This window comes from Arthrobacter sp. AK01, assembly GCF_021109375.1.
In the GTDB taxonomy this organism is placed as follows: Bacteria; Actinomycetota; Actinomycetes; order Actinomycetales; family Micrococcaceae; genus Arthrobacter.
This window is the reverse complement of the sequence record NZ_JAJOHP010000012.1, coordinates 1-18,617: the sequence shown is the minus strand read 5'-3', so window position 1 is coordinate 18,617 and position 18,617 is coordinate 1. Positions and strand designations below refer to the sequence as shown.

The following is an 18,617-nucleotide window of genomic DNA, read 5'->3' as shown; positions in this document are numbered from 1 at the left end:
TTAGACGACGACAGGACACCAGCAGTTCAGGGGGCGTGTCGGAGCGTCACATGCGAGCCATTCCCGGCGCTGTTGACCCTCGGCGTTAACGACGAAAGCCCGCCCCGCCGAAACGGCGGAACGGGCTTTCGATACCCCAGCGATTTGGGGTGAAGCGAATTAACGCTTGGAGTACTGCTGAGCCTTGCGAGCCTTCTTGAGACCGGCCTTCTTACGCTCGATGACGCGGGCGTCACGGCTGAGGTAGCCGGCCTTCTTGAGGGTGGCGCGGTTGTTGTCGACGTCGATCTCGTTCAGCGAGCGAGCAACGCCGAGGCGCAGCGCACCGGCCTGGCCGGAGATGCCACCGCCGTGGATACGGGCGATGACGTCGTAGGCGCCTTCAAGATCAAGGATCTTGAAGGGCTCGTTGACGTCCTGCTGGTGCAGCTTGTTCGGGAAGTAGTTGTCCAGCGTGCGGCCGTTGATGGTCCACTTGCCGGAACCCGGAACAACGCGAACGCGTGCAACGGCTTCCTTGCGGCGGCCAACTGCTGCGCCTGCAACGGTCAGCGCCGGGCGCTCCTTCTTCGGCGCGTCTTCAGCAGACGTGCTTTCCGAGGTGTAGCTGGTGAGGGTTTCCTCGGCCTCGACGGCTTCGGCGGTCAGTTCTTCGTTCTGAGCCACGGTTCTCCTTGTAATGAAAAGTTGGTTGGTGGCCAGGACTACTGGGCGACCTGGGTGATTTCGAAAGTCTTCGGCTGCTGTGCAGCGTGGGGGTGCTCCGGGCCTGCGTAGACCTTGAGCTTGCCCAGCTGCTGAGCGGCGAGGGAGTTCTTGGGGAGCATGCCCTTGATGGCCTTCTCAACAGCGCGAACCGGGTTGGATTCCAACAGCTCGGCGTAGTTGACGGAGGTCAGGCCGCCCGGGTAACCGGAGTGGCGGTATGCCCGCTTCTGCTCCAGCTTGGCGCCGGTGAGGGCAACCTTTTCAGCGTTGATGATGATGACGAAGTCGCCCATGTCCATGTGGGACGCAAAGGTCGGCTTGTGCTTTCCGCGCAGCAGTGTTGCGGTCTGGCTGGCAAGACGACCAAGGACAACGTCGGTGGCGTCAATGACGTGCCACTGGCGGTTGATATCGCCGGGCTTCGGGGTGTACGTACGCACGGTTTTGCCTCGTTCTTGTTCTGGCGTTCATGTTTTAGGCGACACGCAATAAGGCGTGTACCTACTATGTATGCGCTACCGGAGCAGAGGTGAGGGCTCTATGTACCAGTCATCCCAAGATCTCGAAATGCCTCAGGAGTTAGCGATCCTGCAACTGGATCCCCCGCAAGGCATGTGTCATCGAGATAGGACACGCACAACGACTCTAAACAATACCGCCAACGGGGCGTCCGGGTCAAAATGGGGTATCCGCCCCCGGGGGTCGCGCACTGATTGAGGGAGAGTACATGTCCGACGGGCCCGCCTTTCCGCTCATCGTCGCCCTGGCCGGCCTCCTGCTGAGCCCGGCCGCAGAGTGGCTCATCTCGTGGCGGCTGCCGCTATTTGGCGGGCTTCCCTCCCCCAAGGTCCGCATCACGACGGCGGCAGTCACCGCGCTGCTGTTTGGCTTGCTCGCGTGGCGGTTCGGCATCTCTTTGGAACTGCCGGCATTTCTTTTACTGGCACTAATTGGCGTACAGCTTTCGCGGATCGATTTCACGCTGCATCTACTGCCTAATGCCCTTATTGCCGTACTGCTTGGCGGCGGCTTGCTGCTCCTGGCGCTGCCCGCCGTCCTCGCCCCCGGGTGGCCCGAGCTCTTCCGGGCCCTCGCCGCAGGGGCAATCCTCTTCCTTGGCTACCTGATTCTCGGACTTTTTTCGCCTGGCAGCATCGGAATGGGCGACGTGAAGCTCGCAGCACCCGTTGGCATGTACTTGGGGTACTTGGGTTGGCAGCAAGTACTCTTCGGGGGACTACTGGGATTTGTGGTGGGCGGGGTGCTCACGGTAGTGATGTTGCGCCTGCGACGCGCGGAAAAGCCTGCGGAAACGGCCCATGGCCCGGCAATGGTCATCGCCGCCCTTGGCGTCGTCCTGGTCATGAGCTAGTCCGGCTTAGTACGCACTTACCTCCCCCGGCACACGTTCCCCAATTAATAAGGCAGCTTTCGAAACCAAGTAGTTTCGACCCCCTTTTCATCGGAAACCGAGTACTTCCTGCCCTCCGCTCGCGCCGGCGAGTAGCACCCCCCTCCCCAAGTCGAGTACGGCTACGCATTGTCGCAGCCGCTTTCCAGGGTGAATTCTTATCTCATCGAATTCCGGACCGCTAAAGGCACCATGGGGGTAGTTCGGGAGTCGAAGCAAATTCCGATAATTTGCTGGACCTATAACCCAATTCGCAAATGCTTTTTCTGGGAAGGAAATTCCAATGTCTGCTTTTATTTTCACCATTACCTCGTACATTGCCGGCGTCAAGGACCGCTTCACCAAGGACGAGAAGGGAGCGACGATGGTTGAATACGGCATCATGGTCGCCTTCATCGCCCTCCTGGTGCTTGCGGCCGTTACCCTTCTTGGGCCGCAGATCGCAAACCTCTTCACTCGTGTGGACGCCGCCATCTAGGCATCATCACCCCAAACGCAGTTTGGCTCTGGTGGCGTCGTTCCACCGGAGCCAAACTGCTTTCCGAATAGTTTCATTTTCAGCCCTATCTGGGAAAGTCGGGGAATCGACATGGATCGGAAAGAACGAGGCGCGGTTGCAATCGAAATGGCGATCCTTTTGCCACTGCTGCTTCTCGTCCTCATTGGAATCATCGAGTTTGGTCGAGTGCTCAACGTCCAAGTATCACTGACGCAAGCGGCTCGGGAGGGCGCACGCTACGCCGCAGTTCACTATCAAGATGGTGGTTTGGACGTGGCCGGCACAGCGTTGTCCGCAGCGCCTTCATTGGAGGGCCTGGGTGTAAGTGTTAGCGACAACGCTTCCAGTTGCGCTCCTGGCTCCAATGTCGAAGTCACCACCAGCGTTTCGCTGCCGTCCATGTCAGGCTTCCTGGATGCCGGCTTCTTCGGAGCACCGGGCATCTTCCCACTCAGCATGACCGGGGTTGGGGTGATGAGATGCGGCGGCTGAGGCAACTCTGGGTCAGGCGCGAAGTCAATCGCGTCGAGTCCCACGAACGAGGGGCGGCAACCATAGTCGTCGCAGGGCTGATGGTCGTGCTTTTGGGCTTTGCGGCCCTTGCCATCGATGTCGGAGCCCTGTATGCCGAGAAGGCCCAGCTGCAGAACGGCGCCGACGCCGCAGCCCTGGCGATCGCCACCGATTGCGCCAATGGTAACTGCGGAGACAGCACCGCAACGGCAAACAGCTTCGCCAATAGCAACGCGAATGATGGTTCCAGCGGCTCTGCAGTGTCTTTTCCAGCTTCCACTACCGTCCGTGTTGTTACGAATGCACGCGATGGGGATTCAGGGGCGAACAGCTTTTCCCTATACTTCGCGAGGGTTCTGGGTATGGACACCGCGACCGTGGAAGCGGCCGCAGAAGCACAATGGGGTGCCCCGGCGGCGGCGACAACCTTGCCTTGGACGGTGAGTGAGTGCGTTTTCAGAAAGTACCTTTCACCTACGCAGCTGGCATCGCTCAACTCCACCGGCAACTTCTCAGGCGACCCGACTCCGACACACATCCTGCTGCGCTACGACGAGAATGCTCCCACCGTTCCGGGTTGCGCTACACAAAACGGCTACCAGCCTGGTGGTTTTGGATGGCTCGTCACCAATACAGGTTGCTCCACGAACATATCGCTCGATGCGACTGTCAACGGGCAACCCGGCAACCATTTCCCCAACGCAGCGGCTTGTGACGCTGTTCTTTCCACCATCATGGATGAGCCCGCTCTCATTCCACTTTTCAAGACCGCTGCCGGCAACGGAAGCAATGCAAAGTACACACTGATTGGCTTCGCAGCCTTTCAGGTCACCGGCTATAAGTTCAGCGGGTCAGGAGCGGTCCTTGACCCTCTTGCCCCTAGCTGCAATGGAAACTGCCGGGGACTTCAGGGGTACTTCTCCCGCTTCGTATCACTCGAAGAGGGATCGCAGATAAGCGGCACAGTTCCCAACTACGGAGCGTCCGTGGTCACACTGACCGATTAACTGCGCACAGCATCACACAAAGAATCACCAAAAACTCGAAAGGAGTTAAAAGTGAAGACACGCCTACTGGGAGGCATTGCAGCACTGCTTTTGGCAGTCATTGGCACCGTTCTACTGGTCACCTACGTTCAGGGAGCAGACAAGCGGGCGCAGCAAGGGCTCGATCCCATAAACGTTCTGGTCATCAAAGAACGTGTTCCAGCCGGTACCAAGGTAGAGGAGCTTGAATCAAAGGTTCGGGTGGAAACCCTTCCGCAGACAGCAGTAGCGCCTGGCACCATCAAGGCGCTCAATGACCAGAAGGGGAAGGTCACTTCGGCCGACCTTCAGCCCGGCGAGCAGTTGTTGGGCGTCAAGCTCGTGGATCCGAAGGAGCTGGCGCCTGGGACCGTGCCCGTGCCTGAAGGTCTGCAGGAAGCTACCTTTGTCCTTGCCCCCGAGAGAATCCTCGGCGGAAGAATTGAAGCCGGCGACACTGTCACAGTTTTCGCATCGTTCAAGTTGGATGAGGCCGTGCCGGCAGGAGCCAACCTCCCGGCCGGTATGACAGGGTGGAAAGACTTCACGGAGCTCCTTTATCACGATGTCTTGGTGACAGCAGTCCAACAGGCCGCACCTGATGCCGAGAAGTCGGCGGGATCAGACAAAGGCGTAGCGCTGCCGAATGGTTCCGCCTATGTCACCGTCGCCCTCAGCGATGCGAACGCCGCAAAGATGGTCTTTGGCGCTGAGTTCGGCACGCTCTGGCTCTCCAAGCAGACCGACAAGACCGTGAAGACTGATCCTCCCACTACCAATTTTGGAGGGCTGGTCCAATGAGCCGCTTCGTAGCCATCACTGCCGTCCGCGACTTTGAAGGTCGGGTTCGTCAAGCGATTTCGGGAGCCTTGCATGGTGACCTGCAAACGCTCTCGCCCGACGTCCTGCAGGCAGGAACAGATGACGTCTTCAAGCAACTGACGGGTGCCCCGCCGGAAGTCATGATTCTGGGACCGGGCGTGAACCCGGATGATGCCCTGAAACTTGCAACTGTGTTCGATCTCCAATTTCCGGAGATCAGTCTCCTCCTGGTTGCAGAACCCAGCCCGGACATCATCCTCCGGGCAATGCACGCCGGCATCAGGGATGTCGTGACGCCCGAGATCGACATCAACGAACTGCGGGTACTCATGGAAAGAGCCTGCTTGGCCGCGGCCAGCAGGCGTCGTGGAATGCAATCCGTTTCCGAATCCGGCCAGGAAAGGGGACGCGTCATAGCCGTAATGTCGCCCAAGGGCGGAGTTGGTAAGACAACCGTGGCCACGAATCTTGCCGTCGGGCTTGGTGCGGTTGCACCCATGGGAGTCGTCATTGTTGACCTTGACCTGCAATTTGGCGATGTGGCGTCTGGACTCCTGCTGGAGCCTGAGCATTCCATTACCGAGGCAGTCCATGGCTCTGCCGCCCAGGACTCCATGGTCCTCAAGGCCTTCCTTACCGTACATCCTTCAGGTATTTACGCTCTCTGCGCCCCCAAGAAACCGTCAGAGTCTGACTACATTACCGCCGACCATGTCACAAGGTTGATCAACCAACTTGCCACAGAATTCAAGTATGTGGTGGTCGACACCGCTCCTGGTTTGGGCGAGCACTGCCTCGCCACGCTGGAGCTCGCGACAGATGGTGTCTGGGTCTGCGGGATGGATGTGCCAAGCATCCGCGGCCTGAGGAAATGCTTCAGCGTCCTCCGGGAGCTTCAGCTCCTGCCGCAGAACCGGCATACCGTGCTGAATTTTGCGGACAGGAAAAGTGGCATATCGGTCCAGGATGTGGAAGCCACCATTGGGGTGCCCATCGATACTGTGATTCCGCGTTCACGAAACCTTCCGTTCTCAACAAACCGCGGAGTACCGGTCCTCCAAGGGACCACACGCGATTCGGCCGCTAAGGGTCTAAGGAAGCTCGTTGGCCGCTTCGATCCTCGACTGGAATCAACCCCGCAAAACAAACTGCACCGAAGGGTGGTGGTGTCGTGAAGCTTTCCGAACGGCTCTCGAAAAAGAACCCCGACGTCATAGCTGAAGTCATGGCCCGCGATGTCGGAGGCCCGGACGCAGCCGATGAAGCAACACCGGCACAGGCCGTTACGCCCACCAGCGCACCCATGCTGGGAGGCACGCCGTCTACGCCGGCCGTCGATGCCCTGGCTGGCTTGAAGCAACGGGCTGCATCGGCACTTTTTGAACGCATGGGCAGCAGGATTGGCGATACTTCCTCATCTGAAGAGGAACTGCGGTCCTTCGCTGTTGAGGAACTTTCAGCCGTGATTGATGACGAACAAGTTCCCCTCACGCCGGAAGAGCGCCGACGCTTGATACGCGAAATTGCCGACGAAGTGATGGGGTTCGGTCCGCTTCAACGGCTGTTGGAGGACCCGTCGGTAACAGAAGTCATGGTCAATCGCTTCGACCAGATTTACGTCGAGCGACACGGACATCTGGCATTTACTGATCTTCAATTCAGCTCAGATAACCACCTCAGGAAGGTCATCGAACGGATCGTTTCCAAAGTGGGGCGTCGCATTGATGAATCATCCCCGCTGGTGGACGCGCGACTGGAGGACGGTTCGCGAGTCAATGCGATCATTCCCCCGCTGGCCGTGAACGGTCCGTCGCTCACCATCAGGAAATTCAGTCATGTTCCCTTGACGGTTCGAAATCTCATCGAATGGGGATCAATGAGCCATGAAATGGCTGAACTGCTCAGTGCCTGTGTGCGCGCCCGGTTGAACGTCATCGTCTCTGGTGGAACAGGAACCGGCAAGACGACGCTCTTGAACGTACTGTCCTCTTTCATCCCGGAATCCGACCGCATCGTCACCATCGAGGACGCTGTGGAACTCCAACTGCAGCAACGCCATGTGGTCAGGTTGGAGAGTCGCCCGCCGAACATCGAGGGTAAGGGTGCCGTCACCATTAGGGACTTGGTGCGCAACTCACTCCGTATGCGGCCCGATCGGATCATTGTCGGAGAAGTACGTGGTGGCGAGTCACTCGACATGCTCCAGGCGATGAATACAGGGCACGACGGGTCTTTGTCGACGGTGCACGCGAACTCTCCCCGAGACGCGATCGCCCGTCTGGAAACGTTGGTGCTGATGGCCGGCATGGACCTGCCGCTTCGCGCAGTCCGGGAACAAGTGTCCTCAGCAGTCGACCTCATCGTCCAGGTCACCCGCCTACGCGACGGAAGCAGGCGCATAACGCACGTCACCGAAGTACAAGGGATGGAAGGCGACGTGGTGACGCTCCAAGATGCTTTTCTCTTCGACTACGGGGCCGGCCTTGACGCCGAAGGCCGTTTTCTGGGCAAAGCACTTCCTACGGGAATACGCCCCCGGTTTCTGGACCGTTTCACCGAACTTGGCATCAGCGTTCCTCCTTCCGTTTTTGGAGCCGCCCCCGTCCCGTCAGTGAGGCGATAGCCATGGATACGCCTGTGTGGTTCTTTCTAGCTGTTGGCGCCTGTGCTGCCGCCTTGCTGATTCTCGTTCTGGTTGTGCTGAAACCTCGTAGCAGCAGTATTCCGTTGGAAAGGCGCCGCTTTGGATTCACCCCCGACGAGTCGGCGCTGGGACGGGTATCCCAATCGGCTGTCCAGGTAGTCGATTCTGCCCTCGGCCGATCCGGCGGGCCCTTCAACCGCGACGTTCTCTACAACGCCGGCGTCAAACAGTCGCCAGCCGACTTCACAGTCCTGGTGGCAATTGCCACAGTGCTCCTGGGAATCCTTGGCATATTGCTGGCTAATCCAATGATCGGCATTTTGGTCGCTGTGGCAACACCGTTCGCGGCAAAGGTGGTTCTGGTGTTTCGAACCGAAAAGCGTCGATCCAAATTCGAAGGGCAGTTGACCGATACCATCCAGATGCTCATAGGCGGGCTCCGGGTAGGCCACAGCATCATGCGATCACTTGAAGCGGCCGCCCAGGAATCCCAGGAGCCTACCTCGGAAGAACTTGCCAGGATCGTCAACGAAGTGAGGATCGGCAAAGACGCCCGTCAGGCAATCGAAGACTGCGCGATTCGCATGGACAGCGAGGATTTTCGGTGGATTGGCCAAGCGATCCAAATAAACCGCGAGGTCGGCGGAGACTTGGCTGAGGTTCTTGAGCAAGTAGCCGGCACCATCCGTGAACGTAGTGAAATCAAAGGCCATGTTCGGTCCCTGAGCGCAGAAGGCAGGATGTCAGCAGTAATCCTCATGGCATTGCCGGTCGGAGTAGGTATGGTGCTCGGGATCATCAACCCGGGCTACTTGCGGGTTTTCATTAGCCATCCAGTCGGGATTGCTTTGACGGTCTTGAGTCTTGTCCTCTTCATCGTTGGAGGTTTCTGGATGAACCGCACCGTAAAGATCAAGTTCTAGGAGCTATGGGTCATGAGTCCCTTTGTATGGCTAATCATCGCCACGATTGTACTTCCGCTGGTCTATTTCGTTTGGTCCATTGCCACTATTGACCGTAAAGGCATGGTGGCTATTCATAGCAATCTTGGCTCCGGGTTCGCGCAAGGTGCCGGTGTCACCATCCAACGCGCTCCCCTATTGCTCGGCGTCGCCAGGAAATTGATGCCCGGCACCTACGAAGCCAAGCTCGACCAGTGGCTGGCCCTGGCCGGCCGCCCGAGGTCAATGCCGCTCACCAAACTCATTGCCATCAAGCCCATCCTGGCAGCATCCGGTGCCCTGTTCGGCATCCTTCTGTTCGCGAGCAATCCCGGCCCTACAGTTGTGGCCCTCGGGCTCTTTCTCACCGTTTTTCTGTACTTCATCCCCGACCTGTTGGTTTACAACCAAGGGGCCAAAAGGCAGGAAGCAATCAAGATCGAATTCCCCAACACGCTCGATCAAATGCTGATTTCCGTAGAGGCTGGCCTCGGCTTCGAGTCGGCAATGGAACGGGCTTCGGCTCAAGGTACGGGTCCTTTGGCCCAGGAACTCGTGCGTACGCTTCAAGACATCCAGGTGGGAAGGCCACGCCAGGATGCCTATGAGGCCCTGGCAGAGCGGTCCACCGTGACCGATGTCCGAAGCTTTGTGCTCGCCGTGATTCAAGCTGACAAGTATGGCATCGGCATCGCGAGCGTACTCCGGGCCCAGGCCAAACAAGCACGCGTCAAACGCCGTCAGAACGCGGAGGAGAAAGCAATGAAGCTCCCCGTGAAGGTGCTATTTCCACTGCTCTTCTGCATCTTTCCCGTGCTCTTCATCATCCTTCTGGGCCCGGCGGGCATCAGGATCATGGAGGCTTTCAGCTGATATTCCCCCAGGAGATAGACCGGCACTTCGCGGATCCCAGACCACGAAGTGCCACAACGGCCCCCTTCCGGTACCCAGAGCCGGGAGGGGGTCCTCCCACGTCCGCACAAGTCGGCGAGACTAAGCCCGCCGCGCCCGCGTCAGCTCAGCGCGGGCCAGCAGCTCGGCATCCGACGGATACGCGACTTCCTCCAACACCAACGGGTGCGGTGCAGCGAGCACGGATTTGGCATCCCGCTTACGCTCCAGGAGGCGCGAGTGCAGCCAGCCCGGGGACTCCAGCTCCTCCCCCACACGCAGTGCAGATCCCACCAAGGACCGCACCATGTTGTGGCAGAAAGCATCAGCCTGCACGGTGGCAACAATGACCCCGTCGCTACCTCGTTCAAACGAGAACTTCTGCAGCTCACGGATGGTGGTGGCACCTTCCCGGGGCTTGCAGTAGGAGCGGAAGTCCTGGAGACCCAGAAGGGAAGAAGCGCCCTCGTTCATCAGCGCAACATCCAGGTCCGCCTTGTGCCACAAAGTGATTCCCCGCAGAACGGGATCCCACCGTTCCGGGCCGTCGGCAATCCGGTAACTGTACCTGCGCCACAACGCTGAAAAGCGGGCGTCGAATCCTTCCGGCGCCAGACCGGCGTCGTGCACTTCCACCGACCCGGTGAGGTCACCGAGTATCCGGCTCAAAGCGCCACGGAGACGCCGCAAGAGCGCGACGCCGGGGTCGAGTTCGTGCCCGCGCGGCAATGAGAGCCACTCAGCTTCCGTCAGGTCCAGGTGAACTACCTGCCCGCGGGCGTGGACGCCGGCATCAGTCCGGCCGGCAACCGTCACGCGGACCGGCCGTTGCAACAGGAGCGCCAGCGCTTCTTCCAATGAACCCTGGACGGTTCGGAGACCAGGCTGAAGAGCCCACCCGCTGAACGGGCCGCCGTCGTACGAAAGATCAAGCCGGACACGCAAAAACCCGCCGCCCCCCATAACGGGGGCAGCGGGTTTTCGTTCGTTCATAGACTTAAGTCTACTGTGAAGAATTCAGTGAATTACTTCTTGTCCTCAGCGGCCGGAGCCTCTTCGGTTTCAGCAGCTTCAGCTTCAGTAGCTTCTGCCTCAGCGGCCGGAGCCTCTTCGGTTTCAGCAGCTTCGGTTTCTACGGCTTCGGTCTCAACGACCTCTTCCTCGGCAGCCGGAGCAGCCTTGGCAGCGGCAGCAGTTGCTTCAGCAACAACGGCCTGCTTTGCGGAAACCGGCTCGAGAACGAGCTCGATGACAGCCATGGGAGCGTTGTCGCCCTTGCGGTTGCCGATCTTGGTGATGCGGGTGTAGCCACCATCGCGGTTGGCAACGGCGCCGGCGATGTCGGTGAACAGCTCGTGGACAACGCCCTTGTCGCTGATCAGGCCGAGAACGCGGCGGCGGGAAGCGAGGTCGCCACGCTTGGCGAAGGTGACCAGACGCTCTGCGTACGGCTTAAGGCGCTTGGCCTTGGTGACCGTGGTGGTGATGCGCTTGTGCTCAAACAGAGCAGCTGCCAGGTTCGCGAGCATCAGGCGCTCGTGAGCCGGGCCGCCTCCGAGGCGCGGACCCTTAGTGGGGGTAGGCATAGTTATTTCTCCTGTTATGTAAGCCGGTCAGGTCCATCGCTGGACCCGGCGGCCAAGATCTGCTGTTTAGAGCTCGTCGTCGCTGAACGCGGCGTCGTCCTCTTCGATGGCTGCGGCGCGGGCTGCGAGATCGAAACCGGGAGGGGAGTCCTTGAGGGACAGACCCAGTTCCACGAGCTTTGCCTTGACCTCGTCAATGGACTTCGCACCGAAGTTACGAATGTCCATCAGGTCAGCCTCGGAGCGGGCAACGAGTTCACCCACGGTGTGGATGCCCTCACGCTTGAGGCAGTTGTAGGAACGGACGGTGAGGTCCAGATCCTCGATCGGCAGAGCCATGTCAGCTGCCAGGGCAGCGTCCGTCGGCGACGGGCCAATCTCGATACCTTCAGCTGCGGTGTTCAGCTCACGAGCCAGACCGAACAGTTCCACCAAGGTGGTGCCTGCGGAAGCAACAGCATCGCGCGGGGCGATTGCCTGCTTGGTCTCGACGTCGACAATGAGCTTGTCGAAGTCGGTGCGCTGCTCAACACGGGTAGCTTCCACGCGGAAAGTTACCTTCATGACCGGCGAGTAGATCGAGTCAACCGGAATACGGCCGATCTCGGAGTCGCCGGACTTGTTCTGAGCTGCCGAAACGTAGCCACGGCCGCGCTCGATGGTCAGTTCGAGTTCGAACTTGCCCTTCGAGTTCAGAGTGGCAATGTGCAGATCCGGGTTGTGGAATTCGACGCCAGCCGGCGGAGCGATGTCCGCGGCGGTGACGACTCCGGGGCCCTGCTTGCGCAGGTACGCAACAACCGGCTCATCGTGCTCGGAGGAAACCGAAAGGTTCTTGATGTTCAGGATGATCTCGGTGACATCTTCCTTGACACCCGGAACCGTGGTGAACTCGTGCAGCACGCCATCGATCCGGATGCTGGTTACAGCGGCACCGGGGATGGAGGAGAGCAGGGTACGGCGGAGGGAGTTTCCGAGGGTGTAACCGAAGCCCGGCTCCAGCGGTTCAATGATGAAACGGGAGCGGTTCTCGGATACAACTTCTTCGGACAGGGTGGGGCGCTGTGCAATGAGCACTTAGGTTTCCTTTCGGCGAGCATCCGCTATATGACGCAACACAGGTGGTGGAAATCGGCTTCGGTTTCCAGCCTGACCAGCCGGGCCATGCTGATGGAGGGCAGAACCATCCATAGCAGGCCCGGCCGGTCAGGCAGGGAAGACCTAATTAGACGCGGCGGCGCTTCGGCGGGCGGCAACCGTTGTGGGCGCTGGGGGTGACGTCCTGGATGGAGCCAACCTCGAGGCCAGCGGCCTGAAGCGAACGGATTGCGGTTTCGCGTCCGGATCCCGGGCCCTTGACGAATACGTCAACCTTGCGCAGACCGTGCTCCTGAGCGCGCTTTGCAGCGGCTTCAGCAGCCATCTGGGCGGCGAAGGGAGTGGACTTACGGGAGCCCTTGAAGCCAACCTCACCGGCGGAAGCCCATGAGATGACAGCACCGTTCGGGTCCGTGATGGACACGATGGTGTTGTTAAAGGTGCTCTTGATGTGCGCCTGGCCAAGCGCGATATTCTTCTTATCCTTGCGACGCGGCTTACGAACCGCTCCACGAGTCTTCGGGGGCATTGTTTCTCCTACAGAAAGTTATCGGGGGAAAACCGGATCAATCCCGAGGGATTAACGTCCGGCCTTCTTCTTGCCGGCGACGGTGCGCTTCGGGCCCTTGCGGGTACGAGCGTTGGTCTTCGTACGCTGTCCGCGTACGGGCAGGCCCTTGCGGTGGCGCAGGCCTTCGTAGCTGCCGATTTCTACCTTGCGGCGGATGTCGGCGGCTACCTCGCGGCGAAGGTCACCCTCAACCTTGTAGTTGCCTTCAATGTAGTCACGCAGCTGGACCAGCTCGGCGTCAGTCAGGTCCTTGACGCGAACGTCAGCGCTGATGCCGGTGGCAGCCAGGGTTTCGTGTGCACGGGTCTTGCCCACGCCGTAGATGTAAGTAAGCGCAATTTCCAACCGCTTTTCGCGGGGAATGTCTACGCCAGCGAGACGAGCCATAGTGGCAGTACTCCTTGAATAAACCGGAGGTCGTAGGCAGTACACCCACACGTTCAGTGTGGCCCCAGCCTCCGACCGGGGGTTCGCTGACCAGGCTCTGTAGTGCAGTCCTGGCACAGCTTGTGCTGCCTTTATTTACTTGCGTGGGCTAGCAGCCCAGGTTTGCCCTTGCGGGCGCTGATTCCCGAAAGGGGAATTAGCCCTGGCGCTGCTTGTGGCGCGGGTTCTCGCAGATCACCATGACCCGGCCGTTACGGCGGATCACTTTGCACTTGTCGCAGATCTGCTTGACGCTCGGCTTGACCTTCATGGCGTTCCTTTGCGTGTTTTGCAGTTGATCTGCTGGAGCGGCTTAGGCACTATTGCCTTGCCGCCCAGCAATTTACTTGTAGCGGTAGACGATACGACCACGTGTGAGGTCGTATGGGCTCAGCTCCACCACTACCCGGTCCTCGGGGAGGATTCGAATGTAGTGCTGTCGCATCTTCCCAGAGATGTGTGCGAGAACGACGTGCTTATTGGTGAGCTCAACACGAAACATCGCATTGGGCAGCGCCTCAGTCACAACGCCCTCGATCTCAATGACCCCGTCCTTCTTGGCCATATCCTCCGCTAACTGTTGTTTGCCACCGTCCTTCAGTTAGGCACCGAAGATCCAGCGGACGTTTTTTGTTTGCTTGGCTCTCTTGAACCACGACACTAAAAAGGGCGTGGCTGCACAGACAACCAACAAATAACTCTACGCCAATGAGGCCGGAAAGTTAAATCCGTCCATGGTAGCGCAAGCGTCCGCCGCCGTCACTCCCCCGCCGGCTGGAAGGCAGGGAATTCACCGGCCGTTGTGGTGACGCTTTCAGCAGATGTCACACCGTCCAGAATCGCCAGGCGGACCACTTCCGCCGCGGCGCTTTGCAGCGTGATCAGAGAGACTTGCCGCGCTTGTTCAGTACTGCGGTCAAGCACGACGGCGCCCGTCGCCAACGCGAACACGGTATCGCCGTCGGCCAAAGTATGGGACGGATCCAAAGCCCGGGCCAATCCGGCATGTCCGGCAGAAGCAGTCCGCTTGCACTCGGCCACATCCAGCACGGCATTCGTCGCAATCACTACGAGCGTTGTATTGAGCCCCTGCGGAGGAACGGCCGAACGCGCAGCGGGCCTCAGGTCTACCCGGCCAAACACCGGCGCCCCGAGTGCGTTCACTACCGCCAGCGCACCAACAACCACCCCGCCCTCGAGAGTGATCGACGAGGTACCGATCCCGCCCTTGAAATGCCCGCGCGCTATGACGGCACCAGCGCCGGCCCCGACATTTCCACGCTCGACGGCGGCATGGTCGCCTGAGGTGAACGCTGCGGCGGCCGCCTGGTAACCCATGTCGGCGCCGGGCCGAGCTTTGACGTCGCCACCCCGCCCGAGGTCGAAGATGGCCGCAGCGGGAACAATCGGCACCACGGTCCCCGGAACAGCGAACCCCCTGCCCTGCTCCTCGCACCACAGCTGGGCCCCGCCAGCCGAGGCCAAGCCAAACGCGCTTCCACCCGTCAGCACCACGGCATCCACGGTTGATACCAGGGTGGTCGGATCCAGTGCGTCGGTCTCATGCGTCCCTGGGCCTCCCCCACGCACATCCACAGACCCCACGGTCCCCACCGGAGGAAGGACGACAGTCACCCCGGACAGCCACCCCTCCCCTACCCTCTGCACATGCCCAACCCGCATGCCGGCAACATCGGTGATCGAATTCATGGCTCCATTCTCCACCCGCCCCGCCGGGAGCCGATCGAACTGGCGGTGCGCCGGGACCCGGCAGCGCGCGTCTAAGGGAGGCACGACCGAGCGCGCCGAGGGTCGCGGCGTGCCGGCAGGCCCGCCGGTGCGCAGACCGAGGCAAAGTGGGAGCCGAGCCTCAAATACGAACAAGCGAGTAACGCCGAGTAAACGGGTTCGGAAGTGTAAGACAACTATCGCTACGGGGCACTGTTTTGGCCCGAACAGGGACATTGGGTGTGGTGAGCTAGGCCTGTCTTCGCCGCCCCGGTCCGGGAGCTGGCACCTCACGTTCGCCCGAAACCGTAAGTGACCCATGACTACCCGACAGATTCACAGCAGCACCGCCCCTGCAGGCATGCCGGACCCCGCGCCGCCGGTCCCGCCAGCCGCGGCAGAACAGCCCCAGCCGGAGAGACGGCGCTGGTCCGGCCGCAGCCGGAAGGACTTCCTGGTCTTCCTTGCCATGGCTTTGCCCAACCTGGTGCTGATCGGCACCTTTACGTATTGGCCGTTGATCAACAACATCTATTACTCCACGTTGGATTGGACGCTGGGTTCGGCCTCGGCCACAGTTGTCGGGCTCCAGAATTACGTCATCTTCTTCACCGGCGAGGATGCGCCAAAGGTTCTGGGGACCACTGCCATCTTCACGCTGGTGACCGTTGGCGGTTCCATGGTGCTCGGCCTGCTGGTTGCCCTGGCGCTGAACTCCAAGGTTCGCGGCACCACGTTCGCGAGGTCTGCAGTGTTCGCGCCATATGTGCTGTCGGGAGTAGGAGTCGGACTGGTGTGGCTCTTCATTTTCGATCCCGGATACGGAGTCCTTGCCTGGATCCTGCGTGGGTTGGGCCAGCAGAGCCCGCAGTGGATCAACGATCCACAGCTCTCCTTGGTGATGGTGATCATTGTGTACATCTGGAAGAACCTCGGCTATTGCGCGGTGGTTTACTTGGCCGGCCTGCAGTCCCTTCCCCGCGACGTCATGGAGGCTGCGGCGCTGGACGGGGCAAACGGAGTACGCCGGTTCCTCAACATCTCCCTGCCGCTGCTATCCCCCACCACGTTCTTCCTGTTGATCACCACCATGCTCAGTTCGCTGCAGGCCTTCGACCTCATCAGGATCATGACTCCGCTGGGCAATGGCACCAGCACGCTGATTTACGAGGCGTATCTTCAAGCCTTCGGCGCCTATAACCGGGCAGGCTACTCGGCTGCGATCTCGGTGATCCTTTTCGCCATCCTGCTGATCATGACGGTTATCCAACTGCGGTTCGTTGAGCGAAAGGTCCACTATTCATGAGCGCACCGTCACCAGCCGCCGTCGTGGTTTCTTCGCAGGAGAGCGAACAGCACGAGCCTCCGCGCCCTTTCTCCAGTGCCAACCTGCTCCAGACCGTGGCCACCGGCTACGTCCCGTTGATCATCGCCACGCTGGTGGTGTTCCTGCCCCTGCTCTGGATGTTGCTGAGTTCCTTCAAGCAGCCTGGGGAAATCGTCACCATGGATCTGAAGATTCTGCCGGAGTCCCTGAACCTGGAGAATTACGCCACAGCGATGACCACCGTCCCGTTTGCGCAGTTCTTCGCCAACAGCCTGATCGTCACCGTGGTGGGATCTTCCATCAAGGTCATCCTGGCCATCTTGACGGCATACGCGTTGGTGTTCGTGCGCTTCCCGTTCAAGAACGTGATCTTCGTGCTGATCCTGGTGGCGCTCATGGTTCCGGCACAGGTTTCCATCCTTCCCAACTACATCCTCATCGCTGGAATGGGCGGGAAAAACACGTTGTGGGGCATCATCCTCCCGGGCCTCGGCACGGCGTTTGGGACCTTCCTGCTGCGGCAGCACTTCCTTACACTGCCGCCGGCCATCCTTGAAGCGGCCGAAATCGATGGCGCCGGCCATTGGCGGCGCCTGTGGCAGATCATCGTGCCGGTGTCTGTTCCGTCGATTGCCACGGTCGCTTTGGTAACGGTGGTCAGCGAGTGGAACGACTACATTTGGCCGCTCATCATCACGGACCGCCCTGAAACCATGACGCTCCCCGTGGGCCTGACGTTGCTGCAGAACTCCGAGGGCAACGGGGCAGGCTGGGGAATCCTCATGGCCGGAGCCGTTCTGGTGATCGTCCCCATCCTGCTGGTGTTCGCCGCACTCCAGCGTTACATCGTTGCCGGGCTGACCCAGGGCAGCGTCACCGGCTGATTTTCTCCACCCGCACTATTCGCATCGAAGTAACTTATTGAGAGGAAGCACCATGCGTACCAACCTTGACCGCCGCCATTTCCTGGGGCTGGCAGGCCTTGGAGCCGGAGCAGCGGCCCTGGCCGCCTGTGGCGGGCCCTCGACGGCGGGCACGGCAGACGCCGTCGACACTGCAACCATCGACTTCACCGGAGTGAAACCCGCTGCGTCCATCGATTTCTGGACGAACCACCCGGGCAAGTCCCAGGACGTTGAGAAGGCGATCATTGAGAAGTTCCACGCCAAGTTCCCGGACATCAAGGTCAAGCTCGTCACGGCCGGCGCCAACTACGAGGAAATTGCCCAGAAGTTCCAGACATCCCAGGCAGCCAAGACCGGCCTGCCGGGCCTGGTGGTCCTCTCGGACGTGTGGTGGTTCCGCTACTTCTCCAACGGCAGCATCATCCCCATCGATGGTTTGGTAAAGCAGTTGGACATCAAGATCGACGATTTCCAGAAGTCACTGGTTGACGACTACAAGTACGACGACAAGCAGTGGGCACTCCCCTATGGCCGCTCCACACCGTTGTTCTATTACAACAAGGATCACTTCAAGGCAGCCGGCCTTCCGGATCGTGCGCCGGCAACCTGGCAGGAATTCGCCGACTGGGCCCCGAAGCTGAAGGCCACGTCCGGCGCCCAGTACGCGTACATCTACCCCGCCCTCGCTGGCTACGCGGGCTGGACCCTGCAGAACAACCTGTGGGGCTGGGGCGGCAGCTGGTCCAAGGACTGGGACATCACGTGCGATTCCAAAGAGTCCGTTGCGGCACTCCAATGGGCACAGGATTCCATCTACAAGGACGCCTGGGCAGGTGTTTCCTCCAAGGAAGCAGCCGATGACTTTGCCGCCGGCATCACCTCGTCCACCATCTCCTCAACCGGCTCGCTGCTCGGTGTCCTGAAGGCGGCCACGTTCAATGTGGGCGTTGGCTTCCTTCCGGGCGGTCCCGAGGCGCCCAGCGGAGTCTGCCCCACCGGCGGCGCCGGCCTCGGCATCCCCAGCGGCATCACCAAGGAGGAACAGCTGGCAGCGGCAACGTTCCTGAAATTCATGACGGAGCCGGAGAACACGGCCGCGTTCTCCGCCGCAACTGGATACATGCCAACACGGCTGTCAGCCGATATGTCGGCCGTTCTCGCCGCCACACCGCAGATCAAGACCGCCATGGACCAACTCTCAGTCACCAAGGTCCAGGACAACGCACGCGTGTTCCTGCCGGGCGCCGACCAGGAAATGGCCAAGGCCGCAGCCAAGATCCTGACGCAGCGGGGCGACGTCCAAGCAACCATGACCGAGTTGAAGAAGACCCTCGAGGGCATCTACACCAAGGACGTGAAGCCGAAGCTGAAGGCCTGATTCCTTCGGCAGGTATGGGAAGAGGGGGGGGGGGGGGGGGGGGCCCCCGGGGGGCCGGGGCGGGGGTGTGGGGGGGGGGGGAGGCCCCCCCCCCCGGGGCCGCCCCGCGGGGCCGGCCCCCGCCCGGGGGGCGGCGCCCCCCCG

22 protein-coding genes are annotated in these 18,617 nt (G+C 60.5%); 12 read left to right on the top strand and 10 right to left on the bottom strand.

The window, feature by feature from the left end; genetic code table 11:
* Positions 1 to 159 precede the first annotated feature (159 nt).
* Together rpsI and rplM are read right to left on the bottom strand one after the other, a co-directional pair.
* On the bottom strand, positions 160 to 666 hold the full coding sequence (gene rpsI / locus LN996_RS05935) for a 30S ribosomal protein S9 (protein ID WP_011775553.1): 507 nt from the start codon (positions 664 to 666) through the stop codon (positions 160 to 162).
* A gap of 38 nt (positions 667 to 704) precedes the next feature.
* Entirely contained in the window at positions 705 to 1,148 is a 444-nt protein-coding gene (rplM, locus tag LN996_RS05930; RefSeq protein ID WP_011775554.1) for a 50S ribosomal protein L13, read from the bottom strand.
* A 287-nt stretch (positions 1,149 to 1,435) separates the two neighbouring features.
* On the opposite strand from rplM, the gene LN996_RS05925 reads away from it, so the two are divergent.
* From LN996_RS05925 to LN996_RS05885, 9 genes are all read left to right on the top strand, one after another.
* A complete protein-coding gene (locus LN996_RS05925) occupies positions 1,436 to 2,080 on the top strand; it encodes a prepilin peptidase (RefSeq protein ID WP_231339513.1) in 645 nt (214 codons plus the stop codon).
* Positions 2,081 to 2,402: 322 nt separating this feature from the next.
* Complete coding sequence (locus tag LN996_RS05920; RefSeq protein ID WP_231339512.1) at positions 2,403 to 2,597, top strand: Flp family type IVb pilin; 195 nt, start codon at positions 2,403 to 2,405, stop codon at positions 2,595 to 2,597.
* A 111-nt stretch (positions 2,598 to 2,708) separates the two neighbouring features.
* On the top strand, positions 2,709 to 3,110 hold the full coding sequence (locus LN996_RS05915; protein WP_231339511.1) for a TadE/TadG family type IV pilus assembly protein: 402 nt from the start codon (positions 2,709 to 2,711) through the stop codon (positions 3,108 to 3,110).
* The gene (locus tag LN996_RS05910) at positions 3,098 to 4,138 is read left to right on the top strand and encodes a TadE/TadG family type IV pilus assembly protein (protein WP_253468676.1); all 1,041 of its coding nucleotides are present in this window, start codon (positions 3,098 to 3,100) and stop codon (positions 4,136 to 4,138) included. Before LN996_RS05915 ends, LN996_RS05910 begins: the two co-directional genes overlap by 13 nt.
* A gap of 51 nt (positions 4,139 to 4,189) precedes the next feature.
* Positions 4,190 to 4,957, top strand: coding sequence for an RcpC/CpaB family pilus assembly protein (locus LN996_RS05905; protein ID WP_231339509.1), 768 nt, complete (start codon positions 4,190 to 4,192; stop codon positions 4,955 to 4,957).
* Entirely contained in the window at positions 4,954 to 6,153 is a 1,200-nt protein-coding gene (locus tag LN996_RS05900) for an AAA family ATPase (RefSeq protein WP_231339508.1), read from the top strand. Before LN996_RS05905 ends, LN996_RS05900 begins: the two co-directional genes overlap by 4 nt.
* A 128-nt stretch (positions 6,154 to 6,281) precedes the next feature.
* Complete coding sequence (locus LN996_RS05895; RefSeq protein ID WP_231339559.1) at positions 6,282 to 7,601, top strand: CpaF family protein; 1,320 nt, start codon at positions 6,282 to 6,284, stop codon at positions 7,599 to 7,601.
* A 2-nt stretch (positions 7,602 to 7,603) separates the two neighbouring features.
* Positions 7,604 to 8,545: a type II secretion system F family protein gene (locus LN996_RS05890; RefSeq protein WP_231339507.1), complete on the top strand. Its 942-nt coding sequence runs from the start codon at positions 7,604 to 7,606 to the stop codon at positions 8,543 to 8,545.
* Positions 8,546 to 8,557: 12 nt separating this feature from the next.
* Entirely contained in the window at positions 8,558 to 9,436 is an 879-nt protein-coding gene (locus LN996_RS05885; RefSeq protein WP_231339506.1) for a type II secretion system F family protein, read from the top strand.
* Between the two features lie 120 nt (positions 9,437 to 9,556).
* On the opposite strand, the gene truA is transcribed toward LN996_RS05885, so the two are convergent.
* The 8 genes from truA to LN996_RS05845 all read right to left on the bottom strand — a co-directional run bounded on the left by truA (position 9,557) and on the right by LN996_RS05845 (position 14,845).
* Positions 9,557 to 10,447 carry a tRNA pseudouridine(38-40) synthase TruA gene (gene truA / locus LN996_RS05880; RefSeq protein ID WP_231339505.1) on the bottom strand — a complete coding sequence of 297 codons (891 nt, stop codon included), beginning with the start codon at positions 10,445 to 10,447 and terminating at the stop codon, positions 9,557 to 9,559.
* Positions 10,448 to 10,479: 32 nt separating this feature from the next.
* Positions 10,480 to 11,040, bottom strand: a complete 561-nt coding sequence (rplQ, locus tag LN996_RS05875; protein ID WP_231339504.1) for a 50S ribosomal protein L17 — start codon at positions 11,038 to 11,040, stop codon at positions 10,480 to 10,482.
* Between the two features lie 66 nt (positions 11,041 to 11,106).
* Positions 11,107 to 12,117: a DNA-directed RNA polymerase subunit alpha gene (locus tag LN996_RS05870; RefSeq protein WP_011775567.1), complete on the bottom strand. Its 1,011-nt coding sequence runs from the start codon at positions 12,115 to 12,117 to the stop codon at positions 11,107 to 11,109.
* A 148-nt stretch (positions 12,118 to 12,265) separates the two neighbouring features.
* Complete coding sequence (rpsK, locus tag LN996_RS05865; protein WP_014922380.1) at positions 12,266 to 12,667, bottom strand: 30S ribosomal protein S11; 402 nt, start codon at positions 12,665 to 12,667, stop codon at positions 12,266 to 12,268.
* Between the two features lie 51 nt (positions 12,668 to 12,718).
* A complete protein-coding gene (gene rpsM / locus LN996_RS05860) occupies positions 12,719 to 13,096 on the bottom strand; it encodes a 30S ribosomal protein S13 (RefSeq protein WP_011775569.1) in 378 nt (125 codons plus the stop codon).
* Positions 13,097 to 13,292: 196 nt separating this feature from the next.
* Positions 13,293 to 13,406, bottom strand: a complete 114-nt coding sequence (gene rpmJ, locus LN996_RS05855) for a 50S ribosomal protein L36 (protein ID WP_011775570.1) — start codon at positions 13,404 to 13,406, stop codon at positions 13,293 to 13,295.
* A 72-nt stretch (positions 13,407 to 13,478) separates the two neighbouring features.
* Positions 13,479 to 13,700, bottom strand: coding sequence for a translation initiation factor IF-1 (gene infA, locus LN996_RS05850; protein ID WP_011775571.1), 222 nt, complete (start codon positions 13,698 to 13,700; stop codon positions 13,479 to 13,481).
* 194 nt (positions 13,701 to 13,894) lie between these two features.
* On the bottom strand, positions 13,895 to 14,845 hold the full coding sequence (locus LN996_RS05845) for a P1 family peptidase (RefSeq protein WP_231339503.1): 951 nt from the start codon (positions 14,843 to 14,845) through the stop codon (positions 13,895 to 13,897).
* 337 nt (positions 14,846 to 15,182) lie between these two features.
* Here LN996_RS05845 and LN996_RS05840 point away from each other — a divergent pair, with 337 nt between their 5' ends.
* The 3 genes from LN996_RS05840 to LN996_RS05830 are packed head-to-tail and all read left to right on the top strand — an operon-like array spanning position 15,183 to position 18,473.
* Positions 15,183 to 16,169 (top strand): carbohydrate ABC transporter permease, encoded by a 987-nt coding sequence (locus LN996_RS05840; RefSeq protein WP_231339502.1) that lies wholly within the window; start codon positions 15,183 to 15,185, stop codon positions 16,167 to 16,169.
* The gene (locus LN996_RS05835; RefSeq protein ID WP_231339501.1) at positions 16,166 to 17,074 is read left to right on the top strand and encodes a carbohydrate ABC transporter permease; all 909 of its coding nucleotides are present in this window, start codon (positions 16,166 to 16,168) and stop codon (positions 17,072 to 17,074) included. Before LN996_RS05840 ends, LN996_RS05835 begins: the two co-directional genes overlap by 4 nt.
* A gap of 52 nt (positions 17,075 to 17,126) precedes the next feature.
* The gene (locus LN996_RS05830; RefSeq protein WP_231339500.1) at positions 17,127 to 18,473 is read left to right on the top strand and encodes an ABC transporter substrate-binding protein; all 1,347 of its coding nucleotides are present in this window, start codon (positions 17,127 to 17,129) and stop codon (positions 18,471 to 18,473) included.
* Positions 18,474 to 18,617 lie beyond the last annotated feature (144 nt).

Bases quoted from the DNA above. Each gene is read 5' to 3' on its own strand.
- rpmJ (WP_011775570.1), bottom strand. From the start codon at position 13,406: ATGAAGGTCAAGCCGAGCGTCAAGCAGATCTGCGACAAGTGCAAAGTG.
- truA (WP_231339505.1), bottom strand. From the start codon at position 10,447: ATGAACGAACGAAAACCCGCTGCCCCCGTTATGGGGGGCGGCGGGTTT.
- LN996_RS05925 (WP_231339513.1), top strand. From the start codon at position 1,436: ATGTCCGACGGGCCCGCCTTTCCGCTCATCGTCGCCCTGGCCGGCCTC.
- LN996_RS05895 (WP_231339559.1), top strand. From the start codon at position 6,282: ATGCTGGGAGGCACGCCGTCTACGCCGGCCGTCGATGCCCTGGCTGGC.
- LN996_RS05830 (WP_231339500.1), top strand. From the start codon at position 17,127: ATGCGTACCAACCTTGACCGCCGCCATTTCCTGGGGCTGGCAGGCCTT.
- LN996_RS05910 (WP_253468676.1), top strand. From the start codon at position 3,098: ATGCGGCGGCTGAGGCAACTCTGGGTCAGGCGCGAAGTCAATCGCGTC.
- infA (WP_011775571.1), bottom strand. From the start codon at position 13,700: ATGGCCAAGAAGGACGGGGTCATTGAGATCGAGGGCGTTGTGACTGAG.
- LN996_RS05890 (WP_231339507.1), top strand. From the start codon at position 7,604: ATGGATACGCCTGTGTGGTTCTTTCTAGCTGTTGGCGCCTGTGCTGCC.
- LN996_RS05915 (WP_231339511.1), top strand. From the start codon at position 2,709: ATGGATCGGAAAGAACGAGGCGCGGTTGCAATCGAAATGGCGATCCTT.
- LN996_RS05885 (WP_231339506.1), top strand. From the start codon at position 8,558: ATGAGTCCCTTTGTATGGCTAATCATCGCCACGATTGTACTTCCGCTG.
- LN996_RS05835 (WP_231339501.1), top strand. From the start codon at position 16,166: ATGAGCGCACCGTCACCAGCCGCCGTCGTGGTTTCTTCGCAGGAGAGC.
- rpsM (WP_011775569.1), bottom strand. From the start codon at position 13,096: ATGGCTCGTCTCGCTGGCGTAGACATTCCCCGCGAAAAGCGGTTGGAA.
- LN996_RS05920 (WP_231339512.1), top strand. From the start codon at position 2,403: ATGTCTGCTTTTATTTTCACCATTACCTCGTACATTGCCGGCGTCAAG.
- rplQ (WP_231339504.1), bottom strand. From the start codon at position 11,040: ATGCCTACCCCCACTAAGGGTCCGCGCCTCGGAGGCGGCCCGGCTCAC.
- LN996_RS05900 (WP_231339508.1), top strand. From the start codon at position 4,954: ATGAGCCGCTTCGTAGCCATCACTGCCGTCCGCGACTTTGAAGGTCGG.
- rpsK (WP_014922380.1), bottom strand. From the start codon at position 12,667: ATGCCCCCGAAGACTCGTGGAGCGGTTCGTAAGCCGCGTCGCAAGGAT.
- LN996_RS05845 (WP_231339503.1), bottom strand. From the start codon at position 14,845: ATGAATTCGATCACCGATGTTGCCGGCATGCGGGTTGGGCATGTGCAG.
- LN996_RS05840 (WP_231339502.1), top strand. From the start codon at position 15,183: ATGACTACCCGACAGATTCACAGCAGCACCGCCCCTGCAGGCATGCCG.